Consider the following 23,775-nt stretch of genomic DNA (forward strand, 5'->3'; position numbering starts at 1 on the left):
AGCAACAAACTTTGCGAAAACAGCCTTTATTTAACACCTTTCACAAGCTCTCTCATTGAGTTCAGCTTCGAGGTCAATTCAAAGAACCATTTTTCATCTCCAGTGGAAAGAGCAAGATCAATGAGAAAATGAATTTGTTCCTTGTTGGCCACTTTTGCCGACGGCATTTTCTTAACCTGCTTGCTCTGCAACGGAATGATTTTGCCTTCAATGGTTTTATTATCACTCGAAATCACCTTTGTCTTAATAATTCCTTCTTCAAGGTTCTCGATATAGCCAATGATCAGTTCCCCTTCTCGGGATTTCCCCTTAATCCAATCTCCCGTTTTTAAAATGGCTTTATGGTTGGCCATCATTCAATTCACCTTCTTCGAAGAGTTTTTTGAAACTGTAACATTTTTTATTACATTTAAGCTACTGAAAGCCTGAAAGCTCCCAATTATTTTTCTTTATGGATGAGATCGACAATATCTTTTAAGGTATAGTGCTTCAAATATTCACCCAAATGTTCCTCTGCACCTAAAAAGATGCTGATCAGAACTCTTTGCATATTCGCCCCCACTACACACGCTTCATTTGAATCCGGACACTTCGGCTGAAGGGCACCTTCAGATGTAATCTTATAAATATCCCAAAGATTCACTTCACTTAAATCCCGGGCAAAAATAAATCCGCCGCCCGTTCCCTCTTTTGATTTAATAAATCCATGTTTTTTTAATAAACTCAGGACTTTTCGGATGCGGACCGGATGGACACCTGCACTTTCAGAAATCACATCGCTCGTTGACATGCGATCCAGCTGCAGAGCGAGATAAGTTAGACTGTGAATGGCAAGAGTAAAATCGCTATTCATGGCCGGCCTCCTATATTTTCTGCTGTCATACTGTAATGTTAAGTTTTACAGATTAGCTTGTCAAGAATTCACAGCCTGGCGCTGTCTAGTTAGCCAATCTTTGCAGTTCATTGTATGAAAACGTACGAAACTTCCGCGGAAGGAAGCTGCGGATTTCATCCTCGTTAAAGCCGACCTGCAGTCTTTTTTCATCCAGAATAATCGGTCTGCGCAGCATTTGCGGGTTATCAATAATTAATTGATATAACTCTTTCAGCGGCATGGAATCTATATTCACGTTCAGTTCCTTGTAAGCCTTTGATTTAGTTGAAATAATCTCCTCAGTCCCATTCTCAGTAAGGCGAAGAATTGATTTTATTTCATCTACTGTAAGCGGCTCAGTTACAATGTTCCGCTCCACATATTCGATTTGATGTTCCTCAAGCCACGCACGTGCTTTTCGGCAGGAACCGCAGCTGGATGATAAAAATAAATTCACCATTAAAAACACTCCCTCGATTGTTAATGATATTTTATAAATGTAATATTTTTTTTTACAGTTAATATTCAAGAGTAACTTTTTTTCTTTCCTCAAAGGATATACTGTAATGATAATCATTACAGTTAAAAAAGTCAAGACCTCTTATATACAAAAAGGGCTTTCGAATTTACTTATTTGAAAGCCCTTATTCAGCATTATTCAGCTGTATTCAATTCATAATGATAAAATTGTTCATCACGCTTAAATCCCATTTTTTCATAAAGACTTTGAGCAGAGGAATTATCAGGAGCAGTACTGAGGATGATACTCACCGCCCCTGTTTCATCAGCAAGCACTTTCGCTTTGTCTATAAGCTTTTCCCCTATTCCCTGCTTCCTCGCCTCTGCATCAACATACAAGTCATTCAAGATCCAGGCCTTTTTCATAGATATTGATGAAAAAGTCGGGTAAAGCTGAGTGAAGCCAAGATACTTACCTTCATTTCGCACCACAAATATGACAGAATCTTGTTTTGTTAAGCGTTCTTTTATGTACCCAGCTGCCGCTTCTGTATTCGCTGCTTGTTTATAAAACACACGGTATAAATTAAATAAAGCGGACACTCCTTCTAAATCATCCAGTGAAGCTTGATAGATCTCCATCTTCGTTACCACACTTTCTTCTATAATATTAATAATATTTATAAACACCAAAATAAAATAGCCCTAATTTCTTAGGGCACCAAGATATTTTTTATTTCCCGCTCCACCGAAAGAACCTCACTGCAAGAACAACAGACACAATAGAAATCCCCATCAGTACAGCCGCCTCAAATCCATATTCTGTAATAGGTGCTTCCGTCCATGTCCCTCTCAGCAATTGAATCACGTAATAAAGCGGAAGAACTTTAGCTGCGTATTGAAGAACCGTCGGCATCATCTCAAGCGGAAAGGTCGCTCCTGAGAGGAAAAGCATCAGGTTCAGAAACAGTGAACTGATTGCTGCTGCCGATTGTGTATTTTTAGCCAGCGATGTCAGGAATAAAGCAAACGGAAAAAAAGCAAGGATGCTGATCAGCAATGATAACAGCGTACTGCCGATATAAACCGGCAGAGTAAGGTCATAAAGAAGCATGCCAAAGACCATGAGAAGCAAAGCGGATATGGCAAAGATAACGGTCCCTTGAAAGGTATGGGCGGCGAGGATTTTCCATGGCTGCAGCGGTGTTGACTGATACCTTCTCAATACACCTGTTTCCCGGTAATTGGTCAAAACGGTTCCGAGTGTAAAAAAGGATGTGGTTACAATGTTGACGCCTATCCATGAAGGAACAAAATATTCCGCAAAAGCCTTTTGGCTCATGTTGTTCCCGACAAACATGGAACCGAACAGCCAAATCATCACTACCGGGAAAAGGAACGTCCAAAACACGCTCAGACGGTCTCTAAAAAACATTTTCGTTTCAAGACCGGCAAGTTTTACGATTGCGTTCATCCGATTTTCTCCTTTTCTACGTATTGGACAAATAAATCATCGAGTGATCCCTTCTCAAACTTGAAGTCCGATAGAGTTATCCCCTTTTCCTGGCAGTGAGTGAAAATGTGATAAGCTGTTGTCTGCTGATCATCACAGTACACTTTGTATTCGTCCAGATTATTTTCAACTCGTTCAACACCAGGGAGGGATTGCAGATATTCACGGCTAAGTCCTGCACTCTTAAAGGCCAGACAGTCTGCTGTCCCTTCATTCAGCAATTCATGTGGTGTATCCAGGGCTTTCAATTGACCGCTGTAGATCATTGCCACCCGATCACAAAGCTGCTCAGCTTCCTCCATATAGTGTGTGGTTACCACAATGGTGCTGCCCCTATCTCTTAACAGCCTGATCAAAGACCACATTTCTCTCCTTGCTGAAGGGTCCAGTCCCATGCTCGGTTCATCGAGAAAAAGGATTTCCGGTTCATGCAGGGTGGCTAAGGCAAGCGTTACCCGCTGTTTCCAGCCGCCTGATAAATCATCGAACTTTACGTTCATTTTTTCGTTTAAATCAAGCAAGTCTATTAAATAGTCTTTTTGCGTCTGACCTTCGTAAAAGGAAGAAAAGAGATCCAGCGCTTCTTTTACTTTCATTTTCTTCTGAATCGATGTGGCTTGAAACTGCACGCCGATTTTCTTATTTAATTCACGGAGCTGCTTGCTTGGCACAAGTCCAAGCACTTCGACCTCTCCCCCGCTTGGAATAGAAATTCCTTCAAGTATTTCAAGTGTTGTCGTTTTTCCTGCGCCGTTTGGCCCGATAATCCCAAAGATCTCACCTTTGTAAACAGTGAAAGAAAGGTTTTTCACTGCCCGGGTGGCACCAAAATTTTTAGATAAATTTTTAACAGAAATGACGCTTTCCATTCGAATCCTCCTAGCATTCTACTCAATGCATTCCAAATCTTCATTTAACTTTTTTGATACGTTTTTAAAGTACAGATAAAAACCCACCCACATAATTGAATAAATTAAAACTGAAATTGCCAGGTATATGAAAAAGTGGGTGACACTAAGAGGAATCCAGCCAATAAAAAGACCTAATGCGAAGTAGACAATCGTGACCGTCAGAAAGTGCAGCGCTGTCTGCATAGGCAGGCGAAGGGAGCGAATTTCAAAATAAAGTGGAGTGACGGTAAACAGCCAGCCGCAAAAAATTGAACCCAATGCATTTTTAATAAAAAGCTGTCCGTCTAATGTAGATTGATCGCCAAAAGAAACTAAACAAATGGCTGCCGCTGTAGCAATGAATCCCCCAAATAATATGCCAATCATGCTTCGAAACAAAAATGTTTTCACTTTGTTTCCCTCCTGTTCATTTTCAATATATCTTTTATCCGGCCGACATAATGGCGTGAAGCATACTCCTTCTCCCCTGATTTGAAGTGGACACATAGTGTTCCGTTAAAAGATGGCTCGAAATGGCTCATGGCGTAAAGGTTGGCTATGACAGACTTGGATATCCTGATAAACCTGTGGGATGGGAGAGATTGTTCAAGTTCATACAATTTTTCTTTCACCTTAAAAATTCCTTCTGAAGTGGCTGCTGTAACTGCGTCGCCTTCTGATCGGAAGTAGTGGACTTCATCAGGCTTAAATAAGTGCTGGTTCTCTCCATCCTTCCCGACAATTAAGCCGGTATCATTCTTCTTGAGATACTCGAGGATTTCCTGGATGGCAGGGGTGATTTCTTTACAATGGATAGTCACAGAGGTTTCTTCATTGTGCGGATCGATGTCTAGCAGGATTTTCATGCAGCTGGCTCCTCCTCTCTAAACTTTATAGATTTAGTATAGGTGGCTAATTTCCATTTGTCACCAGCATAAAGGCGACACGCCGGATGGGGACGGTAAGTGGCACGTAATCACGTCCGTCCTGCAGGCATAAAAAAACCTGAACCACTAAGGATCCAGGCGTTTTCTTGATTTTAACCGGCGCTGATGGCCGTGGAACTGCTTGAACGTGTTTAAATTTCTACATCTGCCCGATGAGGCATACAAGTCAGCGAAATAAAGGATTCTGCCCAATCTTCATCTGTATCTAAATCCGCCAAATATAAATGCCAAGAGCAGCTAATCCGATAAAAATAATAACCACATATATTAAGGTTAAATTGGTTGTGTTCTGTTTTGTTGAACTTTCGTAGTTCTCATCAGCCTTGCCTGTCAGCAGCAAAGTCGCAACCACAGCAAAAATTAAGATGACCAGAACCAGACCAAGCATTATTCCCACACTGCACACCTCTTCTTTTACATTTTAAGAACTTCTATAGCTTAATAATATCGTAAACTAACAAATAATTAACCAACAATTTACCAAAGTACTATTCCATTCTCAAAGGGGTACATTATTATATGCTGTATCAGGAGATAGCTTTTGCAGAATCATAGCCAGCAGTCTACCAACAGTTCTTTTTCATTACATCCCCCTTATGTACTGCGATAGACTCATTATAGTAGCTGGCAGGTTTAATCTCTTGAATAAAATATGGAAAAATTATATTACTATTATCAAAGACTCTATTTTGCGGGAGATAAAGATGAAGAAAATTATGAGATTACTCATGGGAATAAGCTTTCTTTTTTACTTGCTTGTATTAACGATACTGCTTTTTTTCATGTCGAGAGGATTCTGGTCAGACATGCCATTAATCGAATATATGAAGCAGTCCTCAAACCTGGTGCCTTTTAAAACCATTGAAGGGTATCTATTGGCTATGGCCAATGAAAGCATGAATCTAATCATTCCAATAAAAAACCTTGCCGGCAATGTGGCTGCATTTTTGCCAATGGGAATTTTCCTGCCCTATTTTATTAAAAGGCTTAACAAGCTTAAACCATTTGCTTTTGCCATGAGTGTAATGATTGTTAGTGTGGAGATTATCCAGCTGGTCACAAGAAGAGGCAGTTTGGATATTGATGACTTTATTCTAAATATTATCGGAGCGTTAATAGGGTTTGGTTTATGGAAAGCGATGACAGCCCGGAAAGCACTGAAAAATGCTGTGAATATATAATAAATGCCTGTATATCTAGGTATACAGGCATCTTCAGAAATCCTCATAGCCCGGAACCAAGCCAGCAGCAGATTTGGGATTAGGCACCCGTTATTTAAAGTACACCATTCACATACGAAAACATTGTTTGTCCTCATAATCACTCATCGTCAACAAACCGCAGCATTTCTTTTCCAATAGATATAACCTCTTCCTGATTAAGAATAATACAAGCTGTTCCTCCAACATACTTCTCACATTCAAATTCACCAAGAACTGTCACATAGCCCTTTTTAAAAAAATAAGTGAGTTCACCGTCATGTTCCTCAACAGCAGTTAAATCGTTAGGGAGATATGCTTTAATCGGTTTATTATACAGTTTCATGTAGATTGCCTCTCTTTATAATTAGCTAGTCAAAATGTAAATTGGTAAGAAACTGAAAGCTTGTTTTCTTTAACTATAATTTGCTATCATCCTATACCTGTTCTCTGCTGACATAAGTCCCGGCAATCAGATCATGAATTGCCCTCTTGTCTTCTCTAAATATAATCATAAACATACTGACTAATGTTGATATACCAAACGTCACATTAGACAATAGAAATTTACCGATAATTTCTCTTAGAACCATCGTTTTCAACGTTAGGCCTTCTTCATCTATCCTTCTAACCTTAATCCTAAAAATGCGCTTCCCAATAATATAACCGCTCCAGACAAGGGGAACGAGTGTTAAATAGATAGTATAGATGATTGGCCAGGTCCATCCCATCATCCAGTTAAACGGTGAATCTCCCGCTATCAGAAAGAACACCGTTGAAATGGGTATTGTAAGTATTAGAGTATCAATAAAATCTGCTGCAAATCTTATGCCAAATCCCGCCTGCTGTTTCTCCATTCATCTATCTCCTTCTCTATTAAAAATATGCAACAGTTGCATGATAAGCAATCACAATCAGTATGGGGCACCAAACTGCAAAAGCAAATTCCATTATATGTTCATTAGAATGGCCTGCAAATTTTCTGATCATATACCCTCTGTATCCGCCTATAACCATTACAAGTAACGCCATCCAAAGATGAGAGGGTATCGGATTTAACGGAGTTTGTACCCCGTTCTCTTCAACCGTAATACTTGCCAATATGCATCCAAAAAAAAATACAACGAAGATTAACGACTCTATTACCGTTTGCTGTTTGTTAAACCTTTTTGTATACTCCCGCTTCTTTGGGATATTAAACTTCCGTTCCAGCAGCCTTTCCAGCCAAAAAGCACTGCCTATTAAAAGGAAATATATGAAAATGGCTATCCAATACACTGCATTTCCCCATTTCATCTGTGTGTGATGCCAATTGGTTACCCTCCTGACCCTTTCCTTATTATACCAAAATACCCCTCAGATTTATTAACAGATTGGTTCAGTAAAATTTTGGGTACACTAAAATCAACATCATGACCAAGGAGGACTTTATGAAACTGAATCTTATAATCTCGGCATCTCTATCTGCATTATTGCTTACAGCCTGCAATGATGACAAAGTAGAAAATCCGCCTGAAAATGCACCTGCTGAAAATCAAAATAAAGAAACTTCCGATGAGGCTGCATTTAATTTTACGAATTTCGATCTTGAGGTGGAATACAAGGACAATAAAACCATTGATGTGGATTATGAAAATGAAAAAAACGGAATGGAGGCGGCATATCAGGATGACCTTGCTGATCAGAATTTAACATCGGATGAAGCGATGGAGAAGCTGACTCCCATTTTTGAGGGGCTGTCGTTTGATCAAAATACAGAAGATCAAGAGGTCATTAACCAGGTAAAGAACGCATTTTCAGTAGAAGACAATTACCAAAAATTCGAATTGGAAGTAAATTTCCCAGATGGGACGGAAAAAGAATATTCAGAAACGAAAACTCAATAAAAATCAGATGAGCTCAAAAGCATGCCTTTTGAGCTCATTTGACGTGCAGACCAGCTTCTCACTCACCAAAATCTGCTGTATTAGTTTATTTCGACGTATTTTCCCCAGTCTTTTGTTTACCTCAACATATACAAGTCTTCCGCTTAAGCCCGACCCGTCCCTTTGATTCCACCTTTTCAATATATTCCTTGGCTAAAGGCACTTTACAGGCTGTCTTTCCGACATCCACATGCACTTTTCCGATATGTTCAGCAACTTTCTTTGCCTCTTCATTCAATTCAGGTACATAAGTGCCTATTGAGATAACAAAGCCGTTCATCACATACCTTACTCGGTTTCTTTCTTCATGAATGGTATTTTTAACTTGTGTCAATAATGCTTTTATTTCACTTATATCAAGCTCATTATCAGGTGTAATCGATACATAATTTGAATACGTGTTCCAGCCGCAGACCGAAACCATTTCATCCTCAGATTTGATCCACTCCCGGGCCAATTCAAGAGCATACTCACTTTCCGCGGCCACCTGGGCAACTGTATACTCCGCAGCCATGTACCAATATGCCTTTTCAGCCCATCCCTGTAAAGTCTCTTTTGTCATTAGCTTCGGATTGACAGATAGTCCAGCCAGATACATTGCATCATGATTCCCTGACTCATATAATTGAAGTGCCAGCTCTTGATCCTTCTTTACAAACTTCACCAGCTTTTTCAAATCTCCAACCCTCACACCAAAAAAAGGCTCCTTCGCCCCGTGATTCATAAAAGTCTTCTTCGTCTGCTCTGTACCAAGCTCCTCAAGCCTTTGCATGATTTCTTCATAAGTCATGATCCTCACCCTTTCAACCAGATGCTTCCTATACATTATTGGCTTTGATTCTTTACTTTAAGCCGGGATTTATATGTTCGTTAAGAACGGAATATCATATGGGCTGCAATCAGCCTGCATGGTCATTACCCTGTATATTTTACCCTCACCGTAGTATTCAGCAAAATAGATGAATCCATATTTTCTAACTAAATAGTTTCTCAACTTTCCTTGAGTCGCTTTTTCTACAGGAGGTTCCGTTAATGTATAAGCTTTAGCATTTAACTCAGCAAACCTATCCCGATCCACCTCATTATGAAAGTCGTCTTCAATAATCCCTGAACCGATGGCAGCTGCAGGATATCCGCTGAAAAAGACGTGGGTTCTTAATGCCATGTTTGGGGTTGAATGAAGCAGGATAATCAGTACTCCCAAAATCGCTAATGGTATTAGTTTTTTCATAAATGCTCCTTTAAGCGCGCACTCCTGCTTCTTTATCCAGCCAATATAGAAAGAAGTCCAAACCGTTCGATTATAAATAGGAGAACAGCCGTGAACGGAATAACCCTTATGCGCTGAAAATGATTTTTAGGCAAAACAATCCACAAAAACACTGCTAACAGCAAAACAAATCCTTTTGGGATGGAGTAAGTATAGATAAAGCTGAACCCTTCACCAATAAGCAGGCTGATCGGCATAGCAGCACAAAACGCTGCAAGCCACCCTGCCCCTCTCGCAAACCATACAGTATAGCCGCAAACAGGAGAAAGCAACGCAATGCTCCCCCAATAGATAAATTGGGACTTTGAAAAAAATCCGAACAGAATCATAGAATACAAATAGTAAGCCGACAGCATCGCAGAAAAGAACACTAACACATGCAGACCAGCAACCATTGGCGTTCGGCTCCAGGCTGCAAGCAAAGAAGCTGCTGCTATCCAGAATCCAAGCCCAGAGCCAATTAACCCCAAAATTGTGCCGTCCGTATATTTTGCAAGCAATCCTAACAAAGCTCCCGCCAGGAATATGGCCAAAACCATTCCCATTTTCCGTTTTATTGCCCATTGTTCTTTATTTTCAGTTCTAACATACTCCGGACCTTTTATCAGCACATTTCATAAGCCTCCTATCCACTAGCCACCGAGCTAAATAGAACTGCATACAAAATAAAATAAACTATATATAGGGTATTCAGGCTGAACTTTTCAGCAGCAGTTATTAATTTTCTTTTAACAAACGGATTATGAATCAATTTCACCACTGCCCAGAAAATCGGAATGCTGAAAACGAGAAAAAGCAATAGATTCCCTATAAAATTATATGCTGCAAGGAACAATACAGCTGAACAACTTATGCTCATCAAGTTCATTAATGGGAAAACATCAGTCTTTTGCTTCATAAACGTATCCTGATCTCCAGTTCTGCGGCCTTCTTCTTAAATGGTGCTTTATTCACTTTGAAAATGAATTCCAGCCCGGATAAACGATCAGGCAGCGGTCTTTCAAAAGGCATTTTTTTCACCATAACTCCTCCTCAGTGCTATTGATAATTTTTAAAATACTGCCCCTCTTGAAAGATCTCTTCCGCTCTCAAGGCTGTCCACTCTTCCGGTGCAGTATCCGGATGCAGCTTGAGATACGACTCGACCATTTTGTAGCCTTCACTGTATCCGTAATGACGCGGAAGCTCACCGCCGCCCATAATAATTTGGCTGGATCGATATCCGTCCACCTTATCTAAGTCCTTTTCAATCTTGGACCAATAGGTTTTATTAAAACTTTGATTAATGGAAGTAAGCTGCCGAAGATCAGAATAAACCAGCTTTTCAAACATGACTGCTTTTCCTTCAAAGATTAGATTATCCAGAACTGTAAAGTCCAGATTCCCATCCAGATATTCTTCAGTCCAAACACTATGATGGTATTCATGAGCAATACCCATCCTAATCGTTTCCTCGGTATAATACTTATTATAGAAAACAGTTATTTTCCCGGCTCCAACGTTGACCATAAGAGGTGTATCCTCCGACAGTTCAACAGGAAATACACAAACAGCCGTTTCTTTCTTGCCCGGTAAAATATCTGATGACTTAAGCAGGGCTTCTCTAATAATCTTATTTGTTTGATCTTCATCAATCTTTTCAATAACACCCTTTATTTCTTTAAGACTTTCAGGTTCACTATCCAGGATGGAATCTGCCATATGTAAGTATTCGCCACTTTTGAAACAATCGTCATAAACAGGAGAAATGACTTCATCTTTATAGATTGAATACTTTGAGCTGTTCTGCTCCTTTTCCACTTTATCCAAATAACCGCTGAATAGCTTATATGCATTAACAATCTTGAACCTCTGTTTTGTCTCTGGATGTTCAAAAGAGTAAATAACCTTATCCTCACCTGCAGGCTCATTATCGTGTTCCGCACTCGATTCCTCTTTTTCAGAACAGGCTGACAATGTGAACAGCATGACCATCAGCAGCACACCTGTCCTCAAAAGTGAAATTCTCTTCAAATATATCCCTCCAATTAAATATTTTTCATAATTTATTGTATTCTTCAGAATCTTTCATATCAATCTCCTAAAATTTATACTTAGAACCTCACTTGTTTTGTCTGCTCTTATTATCTGGTGTTACTTCATATGAAATCTCACTTCTCAATTCAATCTTATGAGGCTTTTTGCCGCTGCCTTTAGCCAGCCCATTGTCCATGTCATCGATTGGGGTAAAGTTGCTGTTTGAGATGCCTCTTCTGAACTTGAACATCCGAAAAAGAATAAAGACCAACAAGCCTATTACAGCAATTAACAAAATATAGCGCACTTCAGCCACCTCATCTCCGTTATTTCTTAAGCAGCCAAGTAACAAAAAATATCCCGCTTGCTATAAATAATAAAAGTAAAAGCAGAATTAGTCCTGGGACACCAATATTTGCTAACATATGTACCTCCTTAGAAAAATACAAGTTTAAAACTAACCTTTTTCACTTATTAAATATATGAATTTTCAACAAAATCCAAAAACAGTAAAAAGCACCCATGAATATTTGTTGCATTTTTTCATAAAAAAGGATAATTTTAATTCATAAAGAATAAAATGTTACATCCATGAAAAGAGAAAACGAGAAAGAACGTTATGAAAAAAGGGGATTGAAACTTATGCAAAAGTATAGAAGGAGAAACACGCCAGCTTTTACATTTTTGGCCTACTTTACATTGATTGCCGGTGTTGGTTTATTTCTAATCGGCCTCTATAATGCCGAAATGCAGCTCAACGAGAAAGGTTATTATATTGCGGTCATGCTTCTGGTTGCAGTTGGGTCCATTCTGACTCAAAAGGTGACACGGGATAATGCTGAAGATGCAGAAATCCTTGCAGAGCAAGAGCGCAGATCAGCTAAAATTGATCAATAAATAAGAACACATGAGTTGAAGAAATAAGTGCCTGATAAGTTGACAGGCACTTATTTTTCTACTCCATTAAGCGGAATTTCATACTCGTGCAGCACTTCGTAAAATGCCCTTCTCTTGGCATACCAGTCAGCATGCAAATTCATCACAATTTTTTTATCCCCTTCTAAAACAATCTCAAGCTGAGCCGGCACCCCTCTCATGTTTAGCTGGGTGACTGAAACCACCTCTTCCCAAGGATAACTATCAATAGCTCTTACATCTGATGCGCTATTTATATGTATCCCTTTTTCATCCACATAGGTGTACACATCGAAAGACATATAGAATATGAGAAGAGACAGGCTTAATAAGAAACCAGCTGCTAAAGTCAGCCGCTTTGAGGACTTAACTTCCCTGGAATACAGAAAAACCCCAACCACAGCGAACAAAAGAAAAAATCCTGCACTAAAAATTACATATGAAAGTTTATTGGTGCTAAATGCCAGGAAGAATGGAGGATGAAAGTAGAATTTATGAATGAAGTTAACGCAAATGATGCTGATGGGAATTACGCTTAACACGTAAATCAGTCCTAGACTGAATATCTTTGGTATTAAACCTTTTTCATGAGCAAGCTGGATAGGACTTCACCCCTTCACCTTTACCTTATATTACCATATTCGTATATAAAAGTAAGATGAATTTATAAATAAAAACAAAAAAATATCCGCAGATGAGCAGGACGGTTGATTAATAAAAATTTCTGCAGTATATTAATTGACATATCAATCATTGACCTATCAATTATCTAAAAAGGCGGGGGATGCTGTGTTCAAATGTTCAAAGGAAGAAGAATTAATCGCGGCCCGGCTGTTTGAGCTCAGTAAGCAGACAATGCCGAAGTTTGAACGCTGTACAGGCATCAGCCAGTCGCGGCTTGAGATTCTCCGGGAGCTTTTTGAAGCGGAAGAAATTACACAGCGTGAGCTGCAGAAAAAAGTGAATATCGATCATGCTGCTGTCACAAGACATCTTAAGCAACTTGAAGAAAAAGGCATGGTGATCCGCAGGAAAAATCCTGAAGATAACCGCTTTACTTATGTCAGCCTGACTGAGGAAGGCAAAACGAAGATTGCTGCTTACTGTGAAGAAAAGCAGCATTTTATTTCCAAAATCCTGAACGGCTTTTCGGAGCTTGAGCGAAGCACACTATTAAATATGCTCACTCGCATCCAGGAAAATGTAGATAATATGTAATTTTTTCATCCAGAAAAAACATAAAGGAGAGTTCATCATGATAAAAACAACTATTAACGACTATAAAGAAATCGTCACAGGCCGCCGTTCCATCCGTAATTATGACCCAACTGTGAAAATCAGCAGAGAAGAAATGGCTCAAATCCTGGAAGAAGCCTCTTTAGCTCCTTCATCTGTAAACCTTCAGCCATGGCGTTTTGTAGTAATCGATTCACAAGAAGGCAAAGAAACACTGGCACCACTCGCAAAATTCAATCAACGTCAGGTAGAGACATCAGCAGCTGTTGTTGCCGTCTTTGTTGATATGAAAAGTGAAGCGTTTATTGAAAAAATTTATGATACAGCTGTTGAAAAAGGATACATGCCTGCTGATGTAAGAGACAAGCAGGTTCCAGCCATCAAAGTTTTAGCAGAAAATATGACATTCGAGCAAAAGAAAGAAATGAACCTGATTGATGCCGGTCTTGTATCCATGCAGCTAATGCTTGCAGCCCGCGCCCATGGCTATGATACTAATCCAATTGGCGGATATGAAAAAGACCGCATTGCCGAAGCCTTTGATTTGGACAAGGAACGCTACTATCCTGTCATGCTAATCTCCATCGGGAAAGCTGCTGATCAAGGCTACAAATCGGTCCGCCTGCCTGTTGAAGATATCACGGAGTGGAAATAACTCACAAAGGAGAAATGCAACATGATCATTATTCATGCTGGCTTCCAAATACAAACTGATAAAGAAGATGATTTTCTGGTTGAAATCCTTCCGCTGATTGAGGCTTCCAGAGCAGAAGAAGGCAATCTCTCTTATGACCTTGTAAAAGATACAGAAAAAGCGGGGGCTTATACTATGGTGGAACTGTGGAAGGATATGGACGCTGTGAAGTTCCACAACCAGACTGAACACTTTACATCATTTACTGGAAAAGCGCCTGAGTATTTTGCAGCCCCTCCTCAGGTGGAAGTATATGATGCGAAACCTGTAGATAAAAAATAAATGATAGACATAAAGACGCTTGGGAAAGAAGATTCCCAAGCGTTTTTTTATCGTTTTTAATCCTTTTGATTCTCTTTCTGGTCATGATAAGCGATTAGAATGACTTCTTCTCCCTTTTCCTCACTTAAGCGCTTTTCCAGATTATGCACCTGCTGCAGATCCCCGTCGGACAAATTTGCAAATTGATATTCATTATCCATTTTTCATCACCTTTTCATTGTAAGATACTTAAAGTTTTTGTTGACCAAACGTTTTTATACACATAAAAAAGCCCGGGAATCTTCCCCGGACTTCATTCTTCCTATTTAATTCCCAAAATGGCAATTGTTATGACAGCCAGCACCAGGCTCAGCAGAAGTGACATGCCCCAATGCTTCTTTTCCGTCATCTTGAATAACACATTCATTATGGAACTGATTGCCAGAAAAAGAAAGAAAACAAATAAGAAAATCATAAATTCCATTATTTCTCAACCTGCCTTCTGCCCTGTTTTCGCAAGGAAATAAGACGAGCTTTCGATTATCAGACCTTAGCCTAAATCTTTCACAACTGCCATTTCCTTCCCAAAACGGTGACCTTGATCTTCAAACCCCAAACTTGCATAAAGCTGGTGCGCCCCAAGGTTTTCTGGATGGTAACCTACTGCAAGTTTTTTCGCATTTGGCAGTTTCGCCATCTCCGTAATCATCAGTTCCGTCGCTTTTTTTCCTATTCCCCTGCTTTGGTGCGCCTTATCAATCATAATCCGGTAAATCCAGTACGCATCCAATTCTTCTAAACATGTATTAAACATTAAGAAGCCTACAGCTTTATCTTCCAGGTAAATCACATACGGTTTCAGCGCTGTTTCAAATTTAGATTGCGCAATGGAAACAGCATTTGGCTCCATATAGGCTCTTTGTTCCTCTGAAAGCTCTAATAAACAGCAGTCATACCAATTGTCTGCTGTTACCTCTTCAATTTTCACTTTGCCAGTATTCAAAATAAATTTCCCCTTTTCTCATTTTTGGGGAAACGCTGTTATTAATTAGGCGTTCTCCCCTTATTTTGATCCATAATAACTAAATTTTTATTTAGCATATTGAACGCCTCCTTTTACTAAATTGTCTGAAAAAAAACAAGACACACTCATTATACTATATTATTCCAATCGTTGTGCACATCAGATTTCAGTTATTTTTTCTATGGAAAGGCCATATATAATATATTGATTCAGCAAAAAAAGGGGAGGATGCGATCATATGCCAGCGAAGCAAATTCGTTTACGGAGAATTCAAAGCCTTGCTCACGACATTATGCTAGAAATGAACTCAAAGGAAGACCCTAAGAAGAATGAATCATACAGAACAGTCATTGATCACCTATCACGTGCGATTGGGGAACTATCTGATCCATCGGGTGATTATTCATTGGATTATGTAGAAGAAAAAGTAGGCACTGCCCATTATAAAATCTTTAAAAACATGAAAAAACTGACTCCACTTCGAAAAACAAAAGAATCAGCATGGTAAATTTTTTTGAATGAAACTGATAATTATTATCAATAATAAATAGCAGGGAGGTAACCAGTTCGGTTACCCTTTTGGCTTACATTTCCGGCTCAAACGTTTTACAGTCTGTTTCTTTGCTGTTGGACGCCTGCTTGCCTTTATGGCTGACAACATAAATAGCTTCTGCAGAGCACTTATTTCCCTGTTCCCAATAAGTGCAGTTATTTACTTCACAAAGAACATCTTTAGCCATGTATATCACCTCCTGGCCATATTTTCTTCAAATCAGGATGGTGATATACATGGCCCTTTATTTATTTGAATTCCATTCTTCCTTTAAAATCGCATAATAGTATTCATCCCACCACTCATCTCCATGTGGAATGCACTTTTTGAAAAAGCCTTCCCGCCTCATGCCGATTTTCTCCATCACACGGTAAGACGGCGGGTTCTCGGGCTGGCAGGTTGCGATAATTCTGTGCAGGCCAAGCTTTTCGAAGCCATATTTCAGAACAGCATATGCTGCTTCTGATGCATAGCCTTTATTATAAAACTTCGGATTGAATACCCAGCCAATTTCATATGTATGATTACCAAAATACTTATGAAATCCTATATGGCCGATCAGAATATCCCCTTCTATAACAACAGGGAAATGGTCAGCTTTCTCGATATTTTTGCGGATAAACTCTTTTGCAGCTTCTTCTGTGAATACCCCTTCCGGAATGTATCTCATCACTTCCGGGTTTGCTGTATACTCATAAACTGCCTGCCAGTCTTCTGATTTAAACTTACGGATTATTAGCCTCTCTGTTTTAAGCTCCATTTCTTAACCCCTATTCAGCTGTTTTCATCCTATGTATGTTCGTTGATTTCAGCCGTATTTCCTTTAAAATTTACTGAGCGCACAGAAGTTTTCCCGGCACACCTTTTATTCGAAAAATACTGGTCCATTCCTGCTAACTCAGCACTAGGATATTATTTTTCTGTCTTTTTCAGCTATCGGCGCAGGTTTTCCAAACAAATATCCCTGAAAAAGCTGGTATCCTCTGTCTCTAAGCCACTCAAAGTCTTCCCGGGTTTCAATCCCTTCAGCAAGCGGGACGGACCCCATCTTCATTGCCTGCTGTAAAAAAGCTTCCGCTGTTTTCTGTTTTTCTGGATCTGTTGACACGCCCTGAACATATTTCATATCCAGCTTCATATAATGCGGCTGCAGCTCGCTCAATAACTCGATGGTGCTGAACCCGGCGCCCACATCATCCAGTGCATAGCGGAATCCTTTTTCCCTATAATAAGCGAGGATCCTTTTCAAATGATCCGTATCCTCCACTTTATCTGTTTCCACTACCTCAAATACAAGCCGATTCGGATCCACACCTAAGCGGTCAGCAAGCTGTACCGTTGATTTCAGGCAGAACTCCGGCGAGTAAATGCTTGTAGGAATAAAATTGATAAATGCCTTTTTATCGATAAACGAAGCAAATCTGACCGCCGTCATCCTGCACAAGCGATCGAGCGCATACAGCCTCCCGCGCTTTCTGGCTGCACCAAATATTTCTCCAGGGAAAATCACAGACCCATCCTCCCGGTAAAATCTCGCCAGCATCTCATAGGCGAACACTTCTTCATCTCCATTGAGAATCGGCTGTGCATGACACGTAACCAGCCCATTGGCAATCACTTCATCAATCCACTGCCTATCCAGGATCTCAGCAGCATCCGCAATGGGGCGCCACCCCTCATCGGCCGATCTGAAGCTGACACTCTCAGCTTCCATATGGTCCCTGCAAAAATCAAGAAAATCCCGCATGCCGTCTTCCTTCAGCACAAACCGGTCTGAATCAGCTTCCACCAAAACGCCTTTTCGCTCCAAATGTTCAATCACGCTTGTAAGCATCCGGCAATTTTGTTCTCCATCTGCTTTTACCTCAAAGCGCAAATCCTCCACCCTACAAGCATTACAGCTCATCCTAAGCCCACCCTTATTATATAATAGTTCTATTTTACTATATTACCGGATTGCTTATAGGTGAAACGCATTGAATCAGTTTTTAAAATAAAAAGAATGAATGATTAATGCAACAAGATAGTCGTGATTGCTGTCCTCCACATTGATTACCTGAACGCCGCTAATAATATGACTCCGTTTTAATCTGCCAAGCACTTCTGTTTCTCTAGTTAAAGTAATGGCAGACATAACCGATGAGGCAGAGGAAATATAAGAAACGTCATGAAGTCTGTATTCAATAGCTTCTTTTAATTTTGCCGAATTCTTTAAGGTGATGACTGTATGAGCTTCCCCTATTTGCGTTCCGTTCTTATAGATCCTCCATTGATCCTGTTGGCTTATCCACTTTTTACGATACCAGCGTACATCATACAAATCCTGGTCAATGCGTACTTCAAAAGACAAATACCAATTTAAACCGAAGCTATCTCCTAAAGCATACTGCCATCTCTGAGGAAAATACCGTTTTACGTATCCTCTCATATTTCGTCCTTTAAAAAGCGGCTTTTCAATCATTAACGATTTTTGGATATGATAAAATGACCAGCCATCATTGAATTTCGGCTGATAAGCCCGCTCCCTGTCTGCAAGTCTCTTACTAATGAAAAAAATCACGACAGATGCAGCAGGAAACAAAAAGGCAGCAGCAAACATAGCGGGTTCGAATGCTCCAAACACCAAGTACCGCGCAAGCAAGGTCAATATAAACAAAACAAAAATAATATTTAATTGAATCATTATGTTCACCTCAAATAAAAGACTACCCCCAGCCTCAGCCGAAGATAGCCTCTTTACTAATCACTCATACCGCAAAGATTCAATCGGACTCAGCCGTGAAGCTTTATTAGCAGGAAGCAGTCCGAATATAATGCCGATCGCCATTGAGAAGAATAGGGCTCCGGCCACGACCTGCCACGAAATGAGCGATGGCCAGCCCGCAAAGAATGAAATGAGAGATGCTGAACCCCAGCCCAGCAGGATTCCCAGCACTCCGCCGATTAAGGTCAAGGTCACAGATTCGATTAAAAACTGTCCCATGATTTGTCCCCTGGTCGCTCCGAGTGCTTTACGGATGCCGATTTCCCTCGTTCGTTCCGTTACAGAGACGAGCATGATATTCATGACGCCAATTCCGCCGACAAACAGCGAGATGCCGGCAATACTGCCGATGATTAACGTCATGACCTTTGTAATCTGGCCGATTCCTTCTGCCATTTCTTCCATGTTGATGACCATATAAGATTCTTCTGTATTGTGCATCTTGTTAAGTAAGCTGGCAGCCTTCTTTCCAGCTGTCTGAAGCAGATCAGCGGATTCTGCCTGAAGCGTCACCTGGGTAAAGTCACTTTTGCCATAAATGGTCTGCCATGTTTTCGTAGGCACATAGATCTCCAGAACACCGAATGAAAAGAGCCCTGTCGGCTTTTCCATAACGCCAATAATCTCAATCGGCTGGTTCCCAATCCGGATCACTTCGCCAACCGGTGACTTGCCGTCAAAGAGCTCCTCCTGCATGGAAAAGCTGATAAGTCCCACCCGGCGTCCGCCAAGGAAATCGGCAGCCGTGAAGGATCGCCCCTTTTCCAGGTTCACATTGTTCAGCTCAAAATAGGCAGGACCTACTCCTGTCGTTGAAGTCTCTGCAGTCTGTTCTCCATATGAAGCCTGTGAAAACTGTGAGCTTGAAGCAACTACCCGTTTAACCTCTGGAATCTGCTCCAGTGCTTTGATATCTTCACCGTCAAAAGGAGCTTCATTAAATATGTTCGGGTTTGCCTGAATTTCCTCCTCAGAAGGCTGATAAAATAATTCCACTGTATTGCCCGGGCCTGTCAGCTGCGTCTTCAGCATCGCTTCTCCGCCCTGGCCGATGGCAACTACAATGATGACCGCCCCAACACCAATAATGATTCCAATCATGGTTAAAATCGATCTCATTTTATGCGCCTTCAATGAGCTGAGCGCCATTTTGATATTTTCTAAAAAGCTCATACAGGCGCCCCCCTCCGGGAAGGTTCAGCGTTCACGATCAGCCCGTCCCTCACCATAATCGTGTGATGAGCATATTCTGCTATCTCAGGTTCATGTGTCACCATTACAATTGTTGATCCTTCATGGTTCAGCTCACTGAACAGCTCCATAATGGAGGCACTCGTTTTCGTATCTAGTGCACCTGTCGGTTCATCCGCCAAGATGATTTTCGGCTCATTCACAATCGCCCGGGCGATGGCAACCCGCTGCTTCTGCCCTCCTGATAAGGCATTCGGCAAATGCCCCATCCGATCGGTCAGGCCCACTTTAACCAGCGCTGCTTCCGCCCGTTCCAATCGTTCCTTTTTGGCAAGGCCGCTATAAATCATCGGCAGCTCCACATTTTGAATAGCCGTCAGCCTCGGAAGCAGATGAAACTGCTGAAACACAAACCCGATCGACTGATTTCTGACCTTAGCCAGCTCTGCTTCCGGGTAATGGGATATATTCTCTCCATCCAGTTCATAAATTCCTTCTGTCGGCAGATCGAGGCATCCAATAATATTCATAAGTGTGGATTTGCCCGATCCGGATGGCCCCATTATGGCTACAGAATCACCCTGTTCAATGCTCAGGTTAATTCCTTTTAATACTTCAATGCTTTCTTTTCCTACCTGATAGGACTTGATTATGCCTCTTAAGCTGATCATTCCGCATCCACTTCCACGCCGTCTTTCAGCTGATCTGATGGATTCGTAATGATCAAATCCTTCTCTTCAAGTCCGCCTGTTATCTCGATTTTATTCCCGGAAGCAACACCCGTTTCCACTTCCTGTTTGTAACTTTTCTGATCCCTGACCACGAATACATATACACTGCTGTCTCCCGTGACCACTGCGTTTGCGGGAACAGTGAGTGCCTTTTTCTTATCCGTTTCGATTTCCATTATGAGCTGAAAACCCGGTTTCAAAGACATCTCCTTCACTGAAATCTCTACCCGATACTGAGGCGCACTATTTTCCGCAGGGTTTATTGCCTGGTTCTCTTCAGGCATGTCAGCCACTTCACTGACTTCACCTTTCCATTCCTTGTCAGGAATTGCATCTGAACGGAGGGTCACTTTCTGCCCCACTTTGACCTTCAATGAATCGAATTCTGAAAGCAGGCCTGATGCTAAGGTCGCTTTCAAATCCCCAATATAAATGACTGGCTTTCCTGCAGATGACGGGTCGGATGACGTTTCTTTATTCACCTGGAGCACCACTCCATCCATCGCACTCTTAATCTCTAATTCTTCCAGGCGTTTTTCAATATCCTTCTTCTGCAGAAGCACCTGGCTTAACTCCAGATTGGCCAATCGCTTTTCCAGCTTAAGCTGATCCCTTTCAGGCTGTATCTGTTTTTCAGCTTCTTTTTTCCCAGCCTGTTTGCGCAGTTCTTTTTCCTTATCAACCAGCTCATCTTCCTGTTTTTCCAGCTGATTGATCTTTAAATAACCTGATTCAGCCTGGAGTTTAACTTTTTCCAGTTCCAAGGCTAAAGCCTGTTTATCAAACCTGGCCAGAACCCCTCCTTTTTTGACTGAATCCCCTTCTTCCACCAGGAACTCCTTGATTTCACCTTTTTCAGGAGAAGCATATATCTTCTGTTCATTCACCAGCTTCACTGTTCCGGGAATCATGATCTGTTCTGTTATTTCCTCCTGTACCGGATGGGCGGTTTTTACTTCAGGCCCTTTAGCGAACGCCTGTCTGTAGATGCTCACGCCAGCCATCAGCAAAACCAAAGCCGTCACTCCGGTGGCAATCCAAACTTTCTTTTTCATTTATACACCAGTCATTCCTGAGAGGGTGTTGCTGAGTAAGGCAAACAAAATGCCAATAATGAAGAACGCAATCGCAATCCCCCATGCCCAGCCTTTTGATAATCCTGCCACCCGCTGCAGCCCTATCGCAGTGATAACCGACTGCCATATGCTGAATAATTCAATAGAACCTAAGACTCCCGGCTTCTCACTATTCATCAGACCTGCTAAGCTGGTAATAAAAATTTCCGGATTTCCGCCGATCGCGGCTCTCAATGCCATGTTAAGGATAAGACCAAAACCGCCAATCACAATAATATAGACATTCATAGAGAATAGCTGTTTAAACGTCGCATCAGATCCAGCAATCTTCGTGAAAATCATATAGATAGCACTTGAAATCAGCGCCACAAATACCGGAGTGAAAATACCTGTAATGGCAACTCCGCCCCTGGCAAACATCATCACCATTTCGGCTTCCGCGTCACTCATCCCTTCGAGGCCCAGATAAGAAGCATCCATCGTCATGGCCATTAAAAACATGCCGATTGCATAAATAATACTCACCAATATGAGCGGCACCCAAACCCTCGGATTCTGGCGGATTCGGTCAAACTGCTCCCCCGGACTCCAAATCATCCCAAGCAAACTCGGTTTTGCACTGTTCGTTTTTACTTCCTGTTCCATATAGAACACTCCTATTCTAGTTAAAAATAATTCCACTATGCATTACGGAAATATATAGAAAAGGTTTCAAAAAATTACATTTTGACCCTAAAAAACATGGGGACGGTTCTCATGTTTTCCCCCATGTTCTTCATTGTAAAAGCTTATTCGCACCCGGCCGGGAAGGATCAAAAACTCGTTCAACATCAAAAAAATCTTTTAAAACATCACTTTGTCCAGTTAACGCTGCACGCATACGAATCCCGTCTAGATTTATGCGTGCTTGCCGGAAGTAATCCGGTCCTATTTGAGACCAGGAGGTGCTTGATGCATCAACATTGGCATAGTATGCAAAACCCAGGCTTTTCAATAAATCATATTTATCACCTGAATACTTGTGCCAGTCTCCAATGTCACTGCCAAACGCGAATATAATGGTGTTTACAGGTCCTGTGATTGGTTCAACCTCTCGTTTCCACTTCAGCAGATCTCTTTCTAAATGTTCTGGAGATGCCTTCCCTGCATCAAGGTGTCCCCACGTATGTGAGGCAAATGTCCACCCCTTTTGCTTCATTGCATTTGCTACTTTTTTCGCCTGCTGCCGATCCTTTTTTATATTTGGATTATGCTTTTCACTATTCGGGCCATAGGTGGTCTCAGAAGTTCGATATCCTAATACTCCGTTATATCCGGTTAATGCAATAATTCCTTTTGATCCCTTATAGGAAAAATCCGGGTGCTGTTCAACAAAGTCATCCACGATGGGAACCAGGTCATAAGGCCCTTGAATGGATTCCCCTTTGTCATTTAGATAAGTATTTGTGATATCCCCATTAGCATCGAGCGTTAAGTTTTGGGGAAATCCGTCTCCCCTCATGTACTCATAGTAACTGACATCATCCTGCGACAGCACCAATGGTTTTTTATCAGGAGGCAATAAAATATCCTGATAAACCATTTCCCCCTCTGAATTGGGTTTTGCAATATCATCAAGATTTACAAGGATGTATCCTCTTTTGTATAATTCGTTTAAGATTTTTTTACATTCATCAATGGTTACCATGTAATCCTGATAGCCTTGAGTCATACTGTCACCATCAAATGCCTTGGATGCATCTGCAATCAATGAGTGGAAAAACAAATGAGGAATCTTGCTGTTATCATGCCATTTGACGAGATGATTCCTTTGTTTTTCGTAAGCATCTAAAGCCCTCTGTATGTCTTCATCACCAGAAATACCTGCTTGCTTTAATAGTGTAATAGCTTTTTCGTAATCATATTGTTGGGATGAAACCTTAGCCTCGGCTAACAGCTTTTCTTTCTCTTCCCTCGTCTTGCTGGGGATGGCCTTTTTTTCAAGGCCGCTCTCCTGAGTAGAATGGTAGCTTACTGCCGCCATGACTGCTGATGATTTAAAATTCTGACAGCCTGCCATAATAAAGAGACTGAGCATAGCTCCGATCAAAGCAAAACACTTTCTCATTTGAAGGCACTCCTTTGTAATTAATGAGTGTATTTTCTTTGTATCCGAGGGTGCCGCTACGATTTGTGGAATTATAAAGAACCCTCTCGTTTATTAGACGAAAGAGATCCTTTTTTTGTTTCTGTATTTT

General features: G+C 41.0%; 38 protein-coding genes. 7 read left to right on the forward strand and 31 right to left on the reverse strand.

From position 1 onward, the window contains the following. Positions 1-26 precede the first annotated feature (26 nt). The 9 genes from CHI10_RS19020 to CHI10_RS19060 form a co-directional block, all read right to left on the reverse strand. Entirely contained in the window at positions 27-356 is a 330-nt protein-coding gene (locus CHI10_RS19020) for an IDEAL domain-containing protein (protein WP_095245759.1), read from the reverse strand. 83 nt (positions 357-439) lie between these two features. Next, positions 440-853, reverse strand: a complete 414-nt coding sequence (locus CHI10_RS19025; RefSeq protein WP_095245760.1) for an RrF2 family transcriptional regulator — start codon at positions 851-853, stop codon at positions 440-442. Between the two features lie 85 nt (positions 854-938). Then, positions 939-1,334, reverse strand: coding sequence for a transcriptional regulator SpxA (gene spxA, locus CHI10_RS19030; protein ID WP_095245815.1), 396 nt, complete (start codon positions 1,332-1,334; stop codon positions 939-941). Between the two features lie 194 nt (positions 1,335-1,528). Then, the gene (locus CHI10_RS19035; RefSeq protein WP_095245816.1) at positions 1,529-1,975 is read right to left on the reverse strand and encodes a GNAT family N-acetyltransferase; all 447 of its coding nucleotides are present in this window, start codon (positions 1,973-1,975) and stop codon (positions 1,529-1,531) included. A gap of 91 nt (positions 1,976-2,066) precedes the next feature. Further along, positions 2,067-2,807, reverse strand: a complete 741-nt coding sequence (locus tag CHI10_RS19040) for an ABC transporter permease (RefSeq protein ID WP_095245761.1) — start codon at positions 2,805-2,807, stop codon at positions 2,067-2,069. Further along, positions 2,804-3,715, reverse strand: a complete 912-nt coding sequence (locus tag CHI10_RS19045; RefSeq protein ID WP_095245762.1) for an ABC transporter ATP-binding protein — start codon at positions 3,713-3,715, stop codon at positions 2,804-2,806. Before CHI10_RS19045 ends, CHI10_RS19040 begins: the two co-directional genes overlap by 4 nt. An 18-nt stretch (positions 3,716-3,733) precedes the next feature. After that, positions 3,734-4,147 carry a DUF3021 domain-containing protein gene (locus CHI10_RS19050; RefSeq protein WP_095245763.1) on the reverse strand — a complete coding sequence of 138 codons (414 nt, stop codon included), beginning with the start codon at positions 4,145-4,147 and terminating at the stop codon, positions 3,734-3,736. After that, positions 4,144-4,602 (reverse strand): LytTR family DNA-binding domain-containing protein, encoded by a 459-nt coding sequence (locus tag CHI10_RS19055; RefSeq protein ID WP_095245764.1) that lies wholly within the window; start codon positions 4,600-4,602, stop codon positions 4,144-4,146. Before CHI10_RS19055 ends, CHI10_RS19050 begins: the two co-directional genes overlap by 4 nt. 286 nt (positions 4,603-4,888) lie before the next feature. Beyond that, entirely contained in the window at positions 4,889-5,071 is a 183-nt protein-coding gene (locus tag CHI10_RS19060) for a hypothetical protein (protein ID WP_286137499.1), read from the reverse strand. Between the two features lie 316 nt (positions 5,072-5,387). On the opposite strand from CHI10_RS19060, the gene CHI10_RS19065 reads away from it, so the two are divergent. Next, on the forward strand, positions 5,388-5,864 hold the full coding sequence (locus tag CHI10_RS19065; protein WP_095245766.1) for a VanZ family protein: 477 nt from the start codon (positions 5,388-5,390) through the stop codon (positions 5,862-5,864). A gap of 139 nt (positions 5,865-6,003) precedes the next feature. Here the strand turns inward: CHI10_RS19065 and CHI10_RS19070 are convergent, their stop codons facing one another. From CHI10_RS19070 to CHI10_RS19080, 3 genes are all read right to left on the reverse strand, one after another. Beyond that, positions 6,004-6,228 (reverse strand): hypothetical protein, encoded by a 225-nt coding sequence (locus CHI10_RS19070; RefSeq protein WP_095245767.1) that lies wholly within the window; start codon positions 6,226-6,228, stop codon positions 6,004-6,006. Between the two features lie 91 nt (positions 6,229-6,319). After that, positions 6,320-6,739 carry an RDD family protein gene (locus CHI10_RS19075; protein WP_095245768.1) on the reverse strand — a complete coding sequence of 140 codons (420 nt, stop codon included), beginning with the start codon at positions 6,737-6,739 and terminating at the stop codon, positions 6,320-6,322. A 19-nt stretch (positions 6,740-6,758) separates the two neighbouring features. Then, positions 6,759-7,160, reverse strand: coding sequence for a DUF4181 domain-containing protein (locus tag CHI10_RS19080; RefSeq protein WP_179289085.1), 402 nt, complete (start codon positions 7,158-7,160; stop codon positions 6,759-6,761). Positions 7,161-7,312: 152 nt separating this feature from the next. Between CHI10_RS19080 and CHI10_RS19085 the strand changes: the two genes are divergently transcribed. After that, entirely contained in the window at positions 7,313-7,768 is a 456-nt protein-coding gene (locus CHI10_RS19085; protein WP_179289086.1) for a YusW family protein, read from the forward strand. A gap of 121 nt (positions 7,769-7,889) precedes the next feature. On the opposite strand, the gene CHI10_RS19090 is transcribed toward CHI10_RS19085, so the two are convergent. The 6 genes from CHI10_RS19090 to CHI10_RS19115 form a co-directional block, all read right to left on the reverse strand. Next, complete coding sequence (locus tag CHI10_RS19090; RefSeq protein ID WP_095245771.1) at positions 7,890-8,597, reverse strand: DNA alkylation repair protein; 708 nt, start codon at positions 8,595-8,597, stop codon at positions 7,890-7,892. 69 nt (positions 8,598-8,666) lie between these two features. Beyond that, entirely contained in the window at positions 8,667-9,038 is a 372-nt protein-coding gene (locus tag CHI10_RS19095; protein WP_095245772.1) for a hypothetical protein, read from the reverse strand. A 32-nt stretch (positions 9,039-9,070) separates the two neighbouring features. Next, positions 9,071-9,688, reverse strand: a complete 618-nt coding sequence (locus CHI10_RS19100; RefSeq protein WP_286137493.1) for a DUF6518 family protein — start codon at positions 9,686-9,688, stop codon at positions 9,071-9,073. A 283-nt stretch (positions 9,689-9,971) separates the two neighbouring features. Further along, complete coding sequence (locus tag CHI10_RS22805; RefSeq protein ID WP_286137494.1) at positions 9,972-10,100, reverse strand: hypothetical protein; 129 nt, start codon at positions 10,098-10,100, stop codon at positions 9,972-9,974. A 15-nt stretch (positions 10,101-10,115) separates the two neighbouring features. Next, on the reverse strand, positions 10,116-11,090 hold the full coding sequence (locus CHI10_RS19110; RefSeq protein ID WP_286137495.1) for a DUF2268 domain-containing putative Zn-dependent protease: 975 nt from the start codon (positions 11,088-11,090) through the stop codon (positions 10,116-10,118). Positions 11,091-11,178: 88 nt separating this feature from the next. Next, the gene (locus CHI10_RS19115) at positions 11,179-11,445 is read right to left on the reverse strand and encodes a hypothetical protein (protein ID WP_095245774.1); all 267 of its coding nucleotides are present in this window, start codon (positions 11,443-11,445) and stop codon (positions 11,179-11,181) included. 290 nt (positions 11,446-11,735) lie between these two features. Between CHI10_RS19115 and CHI10_RS19120 the strand changes: the two genes are divergently transcribed. Further along, positions 11,736-11,990: a YiaA/YiaB family inner membrane protein gene (locus CHI10_RS19120; protein WP_061793142.1), complete on the forward strand. Its 255-nt coding sequence runs from the start codon at positions 11,736-11,738 to the stop codon at positions 11,988-11,990. Between the two features lie 50 nt (positions 11,991-12,040). Here the strand turns inward: CHI10_RS19120 and CHI10_RS19125 are convergent, their stop codons facing one another. Next, complete coding sequence (locus CHI10_RS19125; RefSeq protein ID WP_142301784.1) at positions 12,041-12,418, reverse strand: hypothetical protein; 378 nt, start codon at positions 12,416-12,418, stop codon at positions 12,041-12,043. A gap of 379 nt (positions 12,419-12,797) precedes the next feature. Between CHI10_RS19125 and CHI10_RS19130 the strand changes: the two genes are divergently transcribed. Genes CHI10_RS19130 through CHI10_RS19140 form a run of 3 tightly spaced genes read left to right on the forward strand, consistent with a single transcriptional unit; the run spans position 12,798 to position 14,220 of the window. Beyond that, positions 12,798-13,226: a MarR family winged helix-turn-helix transcriptional regulator gene (locus CHI10_RS19130; RefSeq protein WP_095245776.1), complete on the forward strand. Its 429-nt coding sequence runs from the start codon at positions 12,798-12,800 to the stop codon at positions 13,224-13,226. A gap of 37 nt (positions 13,227-13,263) precedes the next feature. Further along, positions 13,264-13,899, forward strand: a complete 636-nt coding sequence (locus CHI10_RS19135) for a nitroreductase family protein (protein WP_095245777.1) — start codon at positions 13,264-13,266, stop codon at positions 13,897-13,899. A 21-nt stretch (positions 13,900-13,920) separates the two neighbouring features. Next, complete coding sequence (locus tag CHI10_RS19140) at positions 13,921-14,220, forward strand: putative quinol monooxygenase (protein WP_095245778.1); 300 nt, start codon at positions 13,921-13,923, stop codon at positions 14,218-14,220. 56 nt (positions 14,221-14,276) lie between these two features. On the opposite strand, the gene CHI10_RS22485 is transcribed toward CHI10_RS19140, so the two are convergent. The 3 genes from CHI10_RS22485 to CHI10_RS19145 all read right to left on the reverse strand — a co-directional run bounded on the left by CHI10_RS22485 (position 14,277) and on the right by CHI10_RS19145 (position 15,202). Beyond that, positions 14,277-14,420 carry a hypothetical protein gene (locus tag CHI10_RS22485; protein WP_179289087.1) on the reverse strand — a complete coding sequence of 48 codons (144 nt, stop codon included), beginning with the start codon at positions 14,418-14,420 and terminating at the stop codon, positions 14,277-14,279. A gap of 101 nt (positions 14,421-14,521) precedes the next feature. Continuing rightward, positions 14,522-14,683: a hypothetical protein gene (locus CHI10_RS22490; RefSeq protein ID WP_179289088.1), complete on the reverse strand. Its 162-nt coding sequence runs from the start codon at positions 14,681-14,683 to the stop codon at positions 14,522-14,524. A 66-nt stretch (positions 14,684-14,749) separates the two neighbouring features. Further along, a complete protein-coding gene (locus CHI10_RS19145; RefSeq protein WP_095245779.1) occupies positions 14,750-15,202 on the reverse strand; it encodes a GNAT family N-acetyltransferase in 453 nt (150 codons plus the stop codon). Positions 15,203-15,461: 259 nt separating this feature from the next. Between CHI10_RS19145 and CHI10_RS19150 the strand changes: the two genes are divergently transcribed. Then, positions 15,462-15,731: a hypothetical protein gene (locus tag CHI10_RS19150; protein ID WP_095245780.1), complete on the forward strand. Its 270-nt coding sequence runs from the start codon at positions 15,462-15,464 to the stop codon at positions 15,729-15,731. Between the two features lie 76 nt (positions 15,732-15,807). On the opposite strand, the gene CHI10_RS19155 is transcribed toward CHI10_RS19150, so the two are convergent. The 9 genes from CHI10_RS19155 to CHI10_RS19195 form a co-directional block, all read right to left on the reverse strand. After that, positions 15,808-15,963 (reverse strand): DUF1540 domain-containing protein, encoded by a 156-nt coding sequence (locus CHI10_RS19155; protein WP_095245781.1) that lies wholly within the window; start codon positions 15,961-15,963, stop codon positions 15,808-15,810. A gap of 57 nt (positions 15,964-16,020) precedes the next feature. After that, complete coding sequence (locus CHI10_RS19160) at positions 16,021-16,536, reverse strand: GNAT family N-acetyltransferase (RefSeq protein WP_095245782.1); 516 nt, start codon at positions 16,534-16,536, stop codon at positions 16,021-16,023. A 144-nt stretch (positions 16,537-16,680) separates the two neighbouring features. Continuing rightward, positions 16,681-17,682 (reverse strand): EAL domain-containing protein, encoded by a 1,002-nt coding sequence (locus tag CHI10_RS19165; protein ID WP_095245783.1) that lies wholly within the window; start codon positions 17,680-17,682, stop codon positions 16,681-16,683. A 75-nt stretch (positions 17,683-17,757) separates the two neighbouring features. Then, on the reverse strand, positions 17,758-18,459 hold the full coding sequence (locus CHI10_RS19170; RefSeq protein ID WP_095245784.1) for a tubby C-terminal domain-like protein: 702 nt from the start codon (positions 18,457-18,459) through the stop codon (positions 17,758-17,760). 60 nt (positions 18,460-18,519) lie between these two features. Further along, positions 18,520-19,713, reverse strand: a complete 1,194-nt coding sequence (locus CHI10_RS19175) for an ABC transporter permease (RefSeq protein ID WP_095245785.1) — start codon at positions 19,711-19,713, stop codon at positions 18,520-18,522. Continuing rightward, the gene (locus tag CHI10_RS19180) at positions 19,710-20,402 is read right to left on the reverse strand and encodes an ABC transporter ATP-binding protein (RefSeq protein WP_095245786.1); all 693 of its coding nucleotides are present in this window, start codon (positions 20,400-20,402) and stop codon (positions 19,710-19,712) included. Before CHI10_RS19180 ends, CHI10_RS19175 begins: the two co-directional genes overlap by 4 nt. Continuing rightward, positions 20,399-21,517, reverse strand: a complete 1,119-nt coding sequence (locus CHI10_RS19185; RefSeq protein ID WP_095245787.1) for an efflux RND transporter periplasmic adaptor subunit — start codon at positions 21,515-21,517, stop codon at positions 20,399-20,401. The genes CHI10_RS19180 and CHI10_RS19185 overlap by 4 nt, the downstream gene beginning before the upstream one ends. Beyond that, a complete protein-coding gene (gene yknW, locus CHI10_RS19190) occupies positions 21,518-22,183 on the reverse strand; it encodes a YknW family membrane protein (RefSeq protein ID WP_095245788.1) in 666 nt (221 codons plus the stop codon). It lies immediately after the preceding gene. A 130-nt stretch (positions 22,184-22,313) separates the two neighbouring features. Then, the gene (locus tag CHI10_RS19195; protein ID WP_095245789.1) at positions 22,314-23,645 is read right to left on the reverse strand and encodes a polysaccharide deacetylase family protein; all 1,332 of its coding nucleotides are present in this window, start codon (positions 23,643-23,645) and stop codon (positions 22,314-22,316) included. Positions 23,646-23,775: the final 130 nt, after the last annotated feature.

This window comes from Bacillus sp. 7894-2, from assembly GCF_002272225.1.
In the GTDB taxonomy this organism is placed as follows: domain Bacteria; phylum Bacillota; class Bacilli; order Bacillales; family Cytobacillaceae; genus Cytobacillus.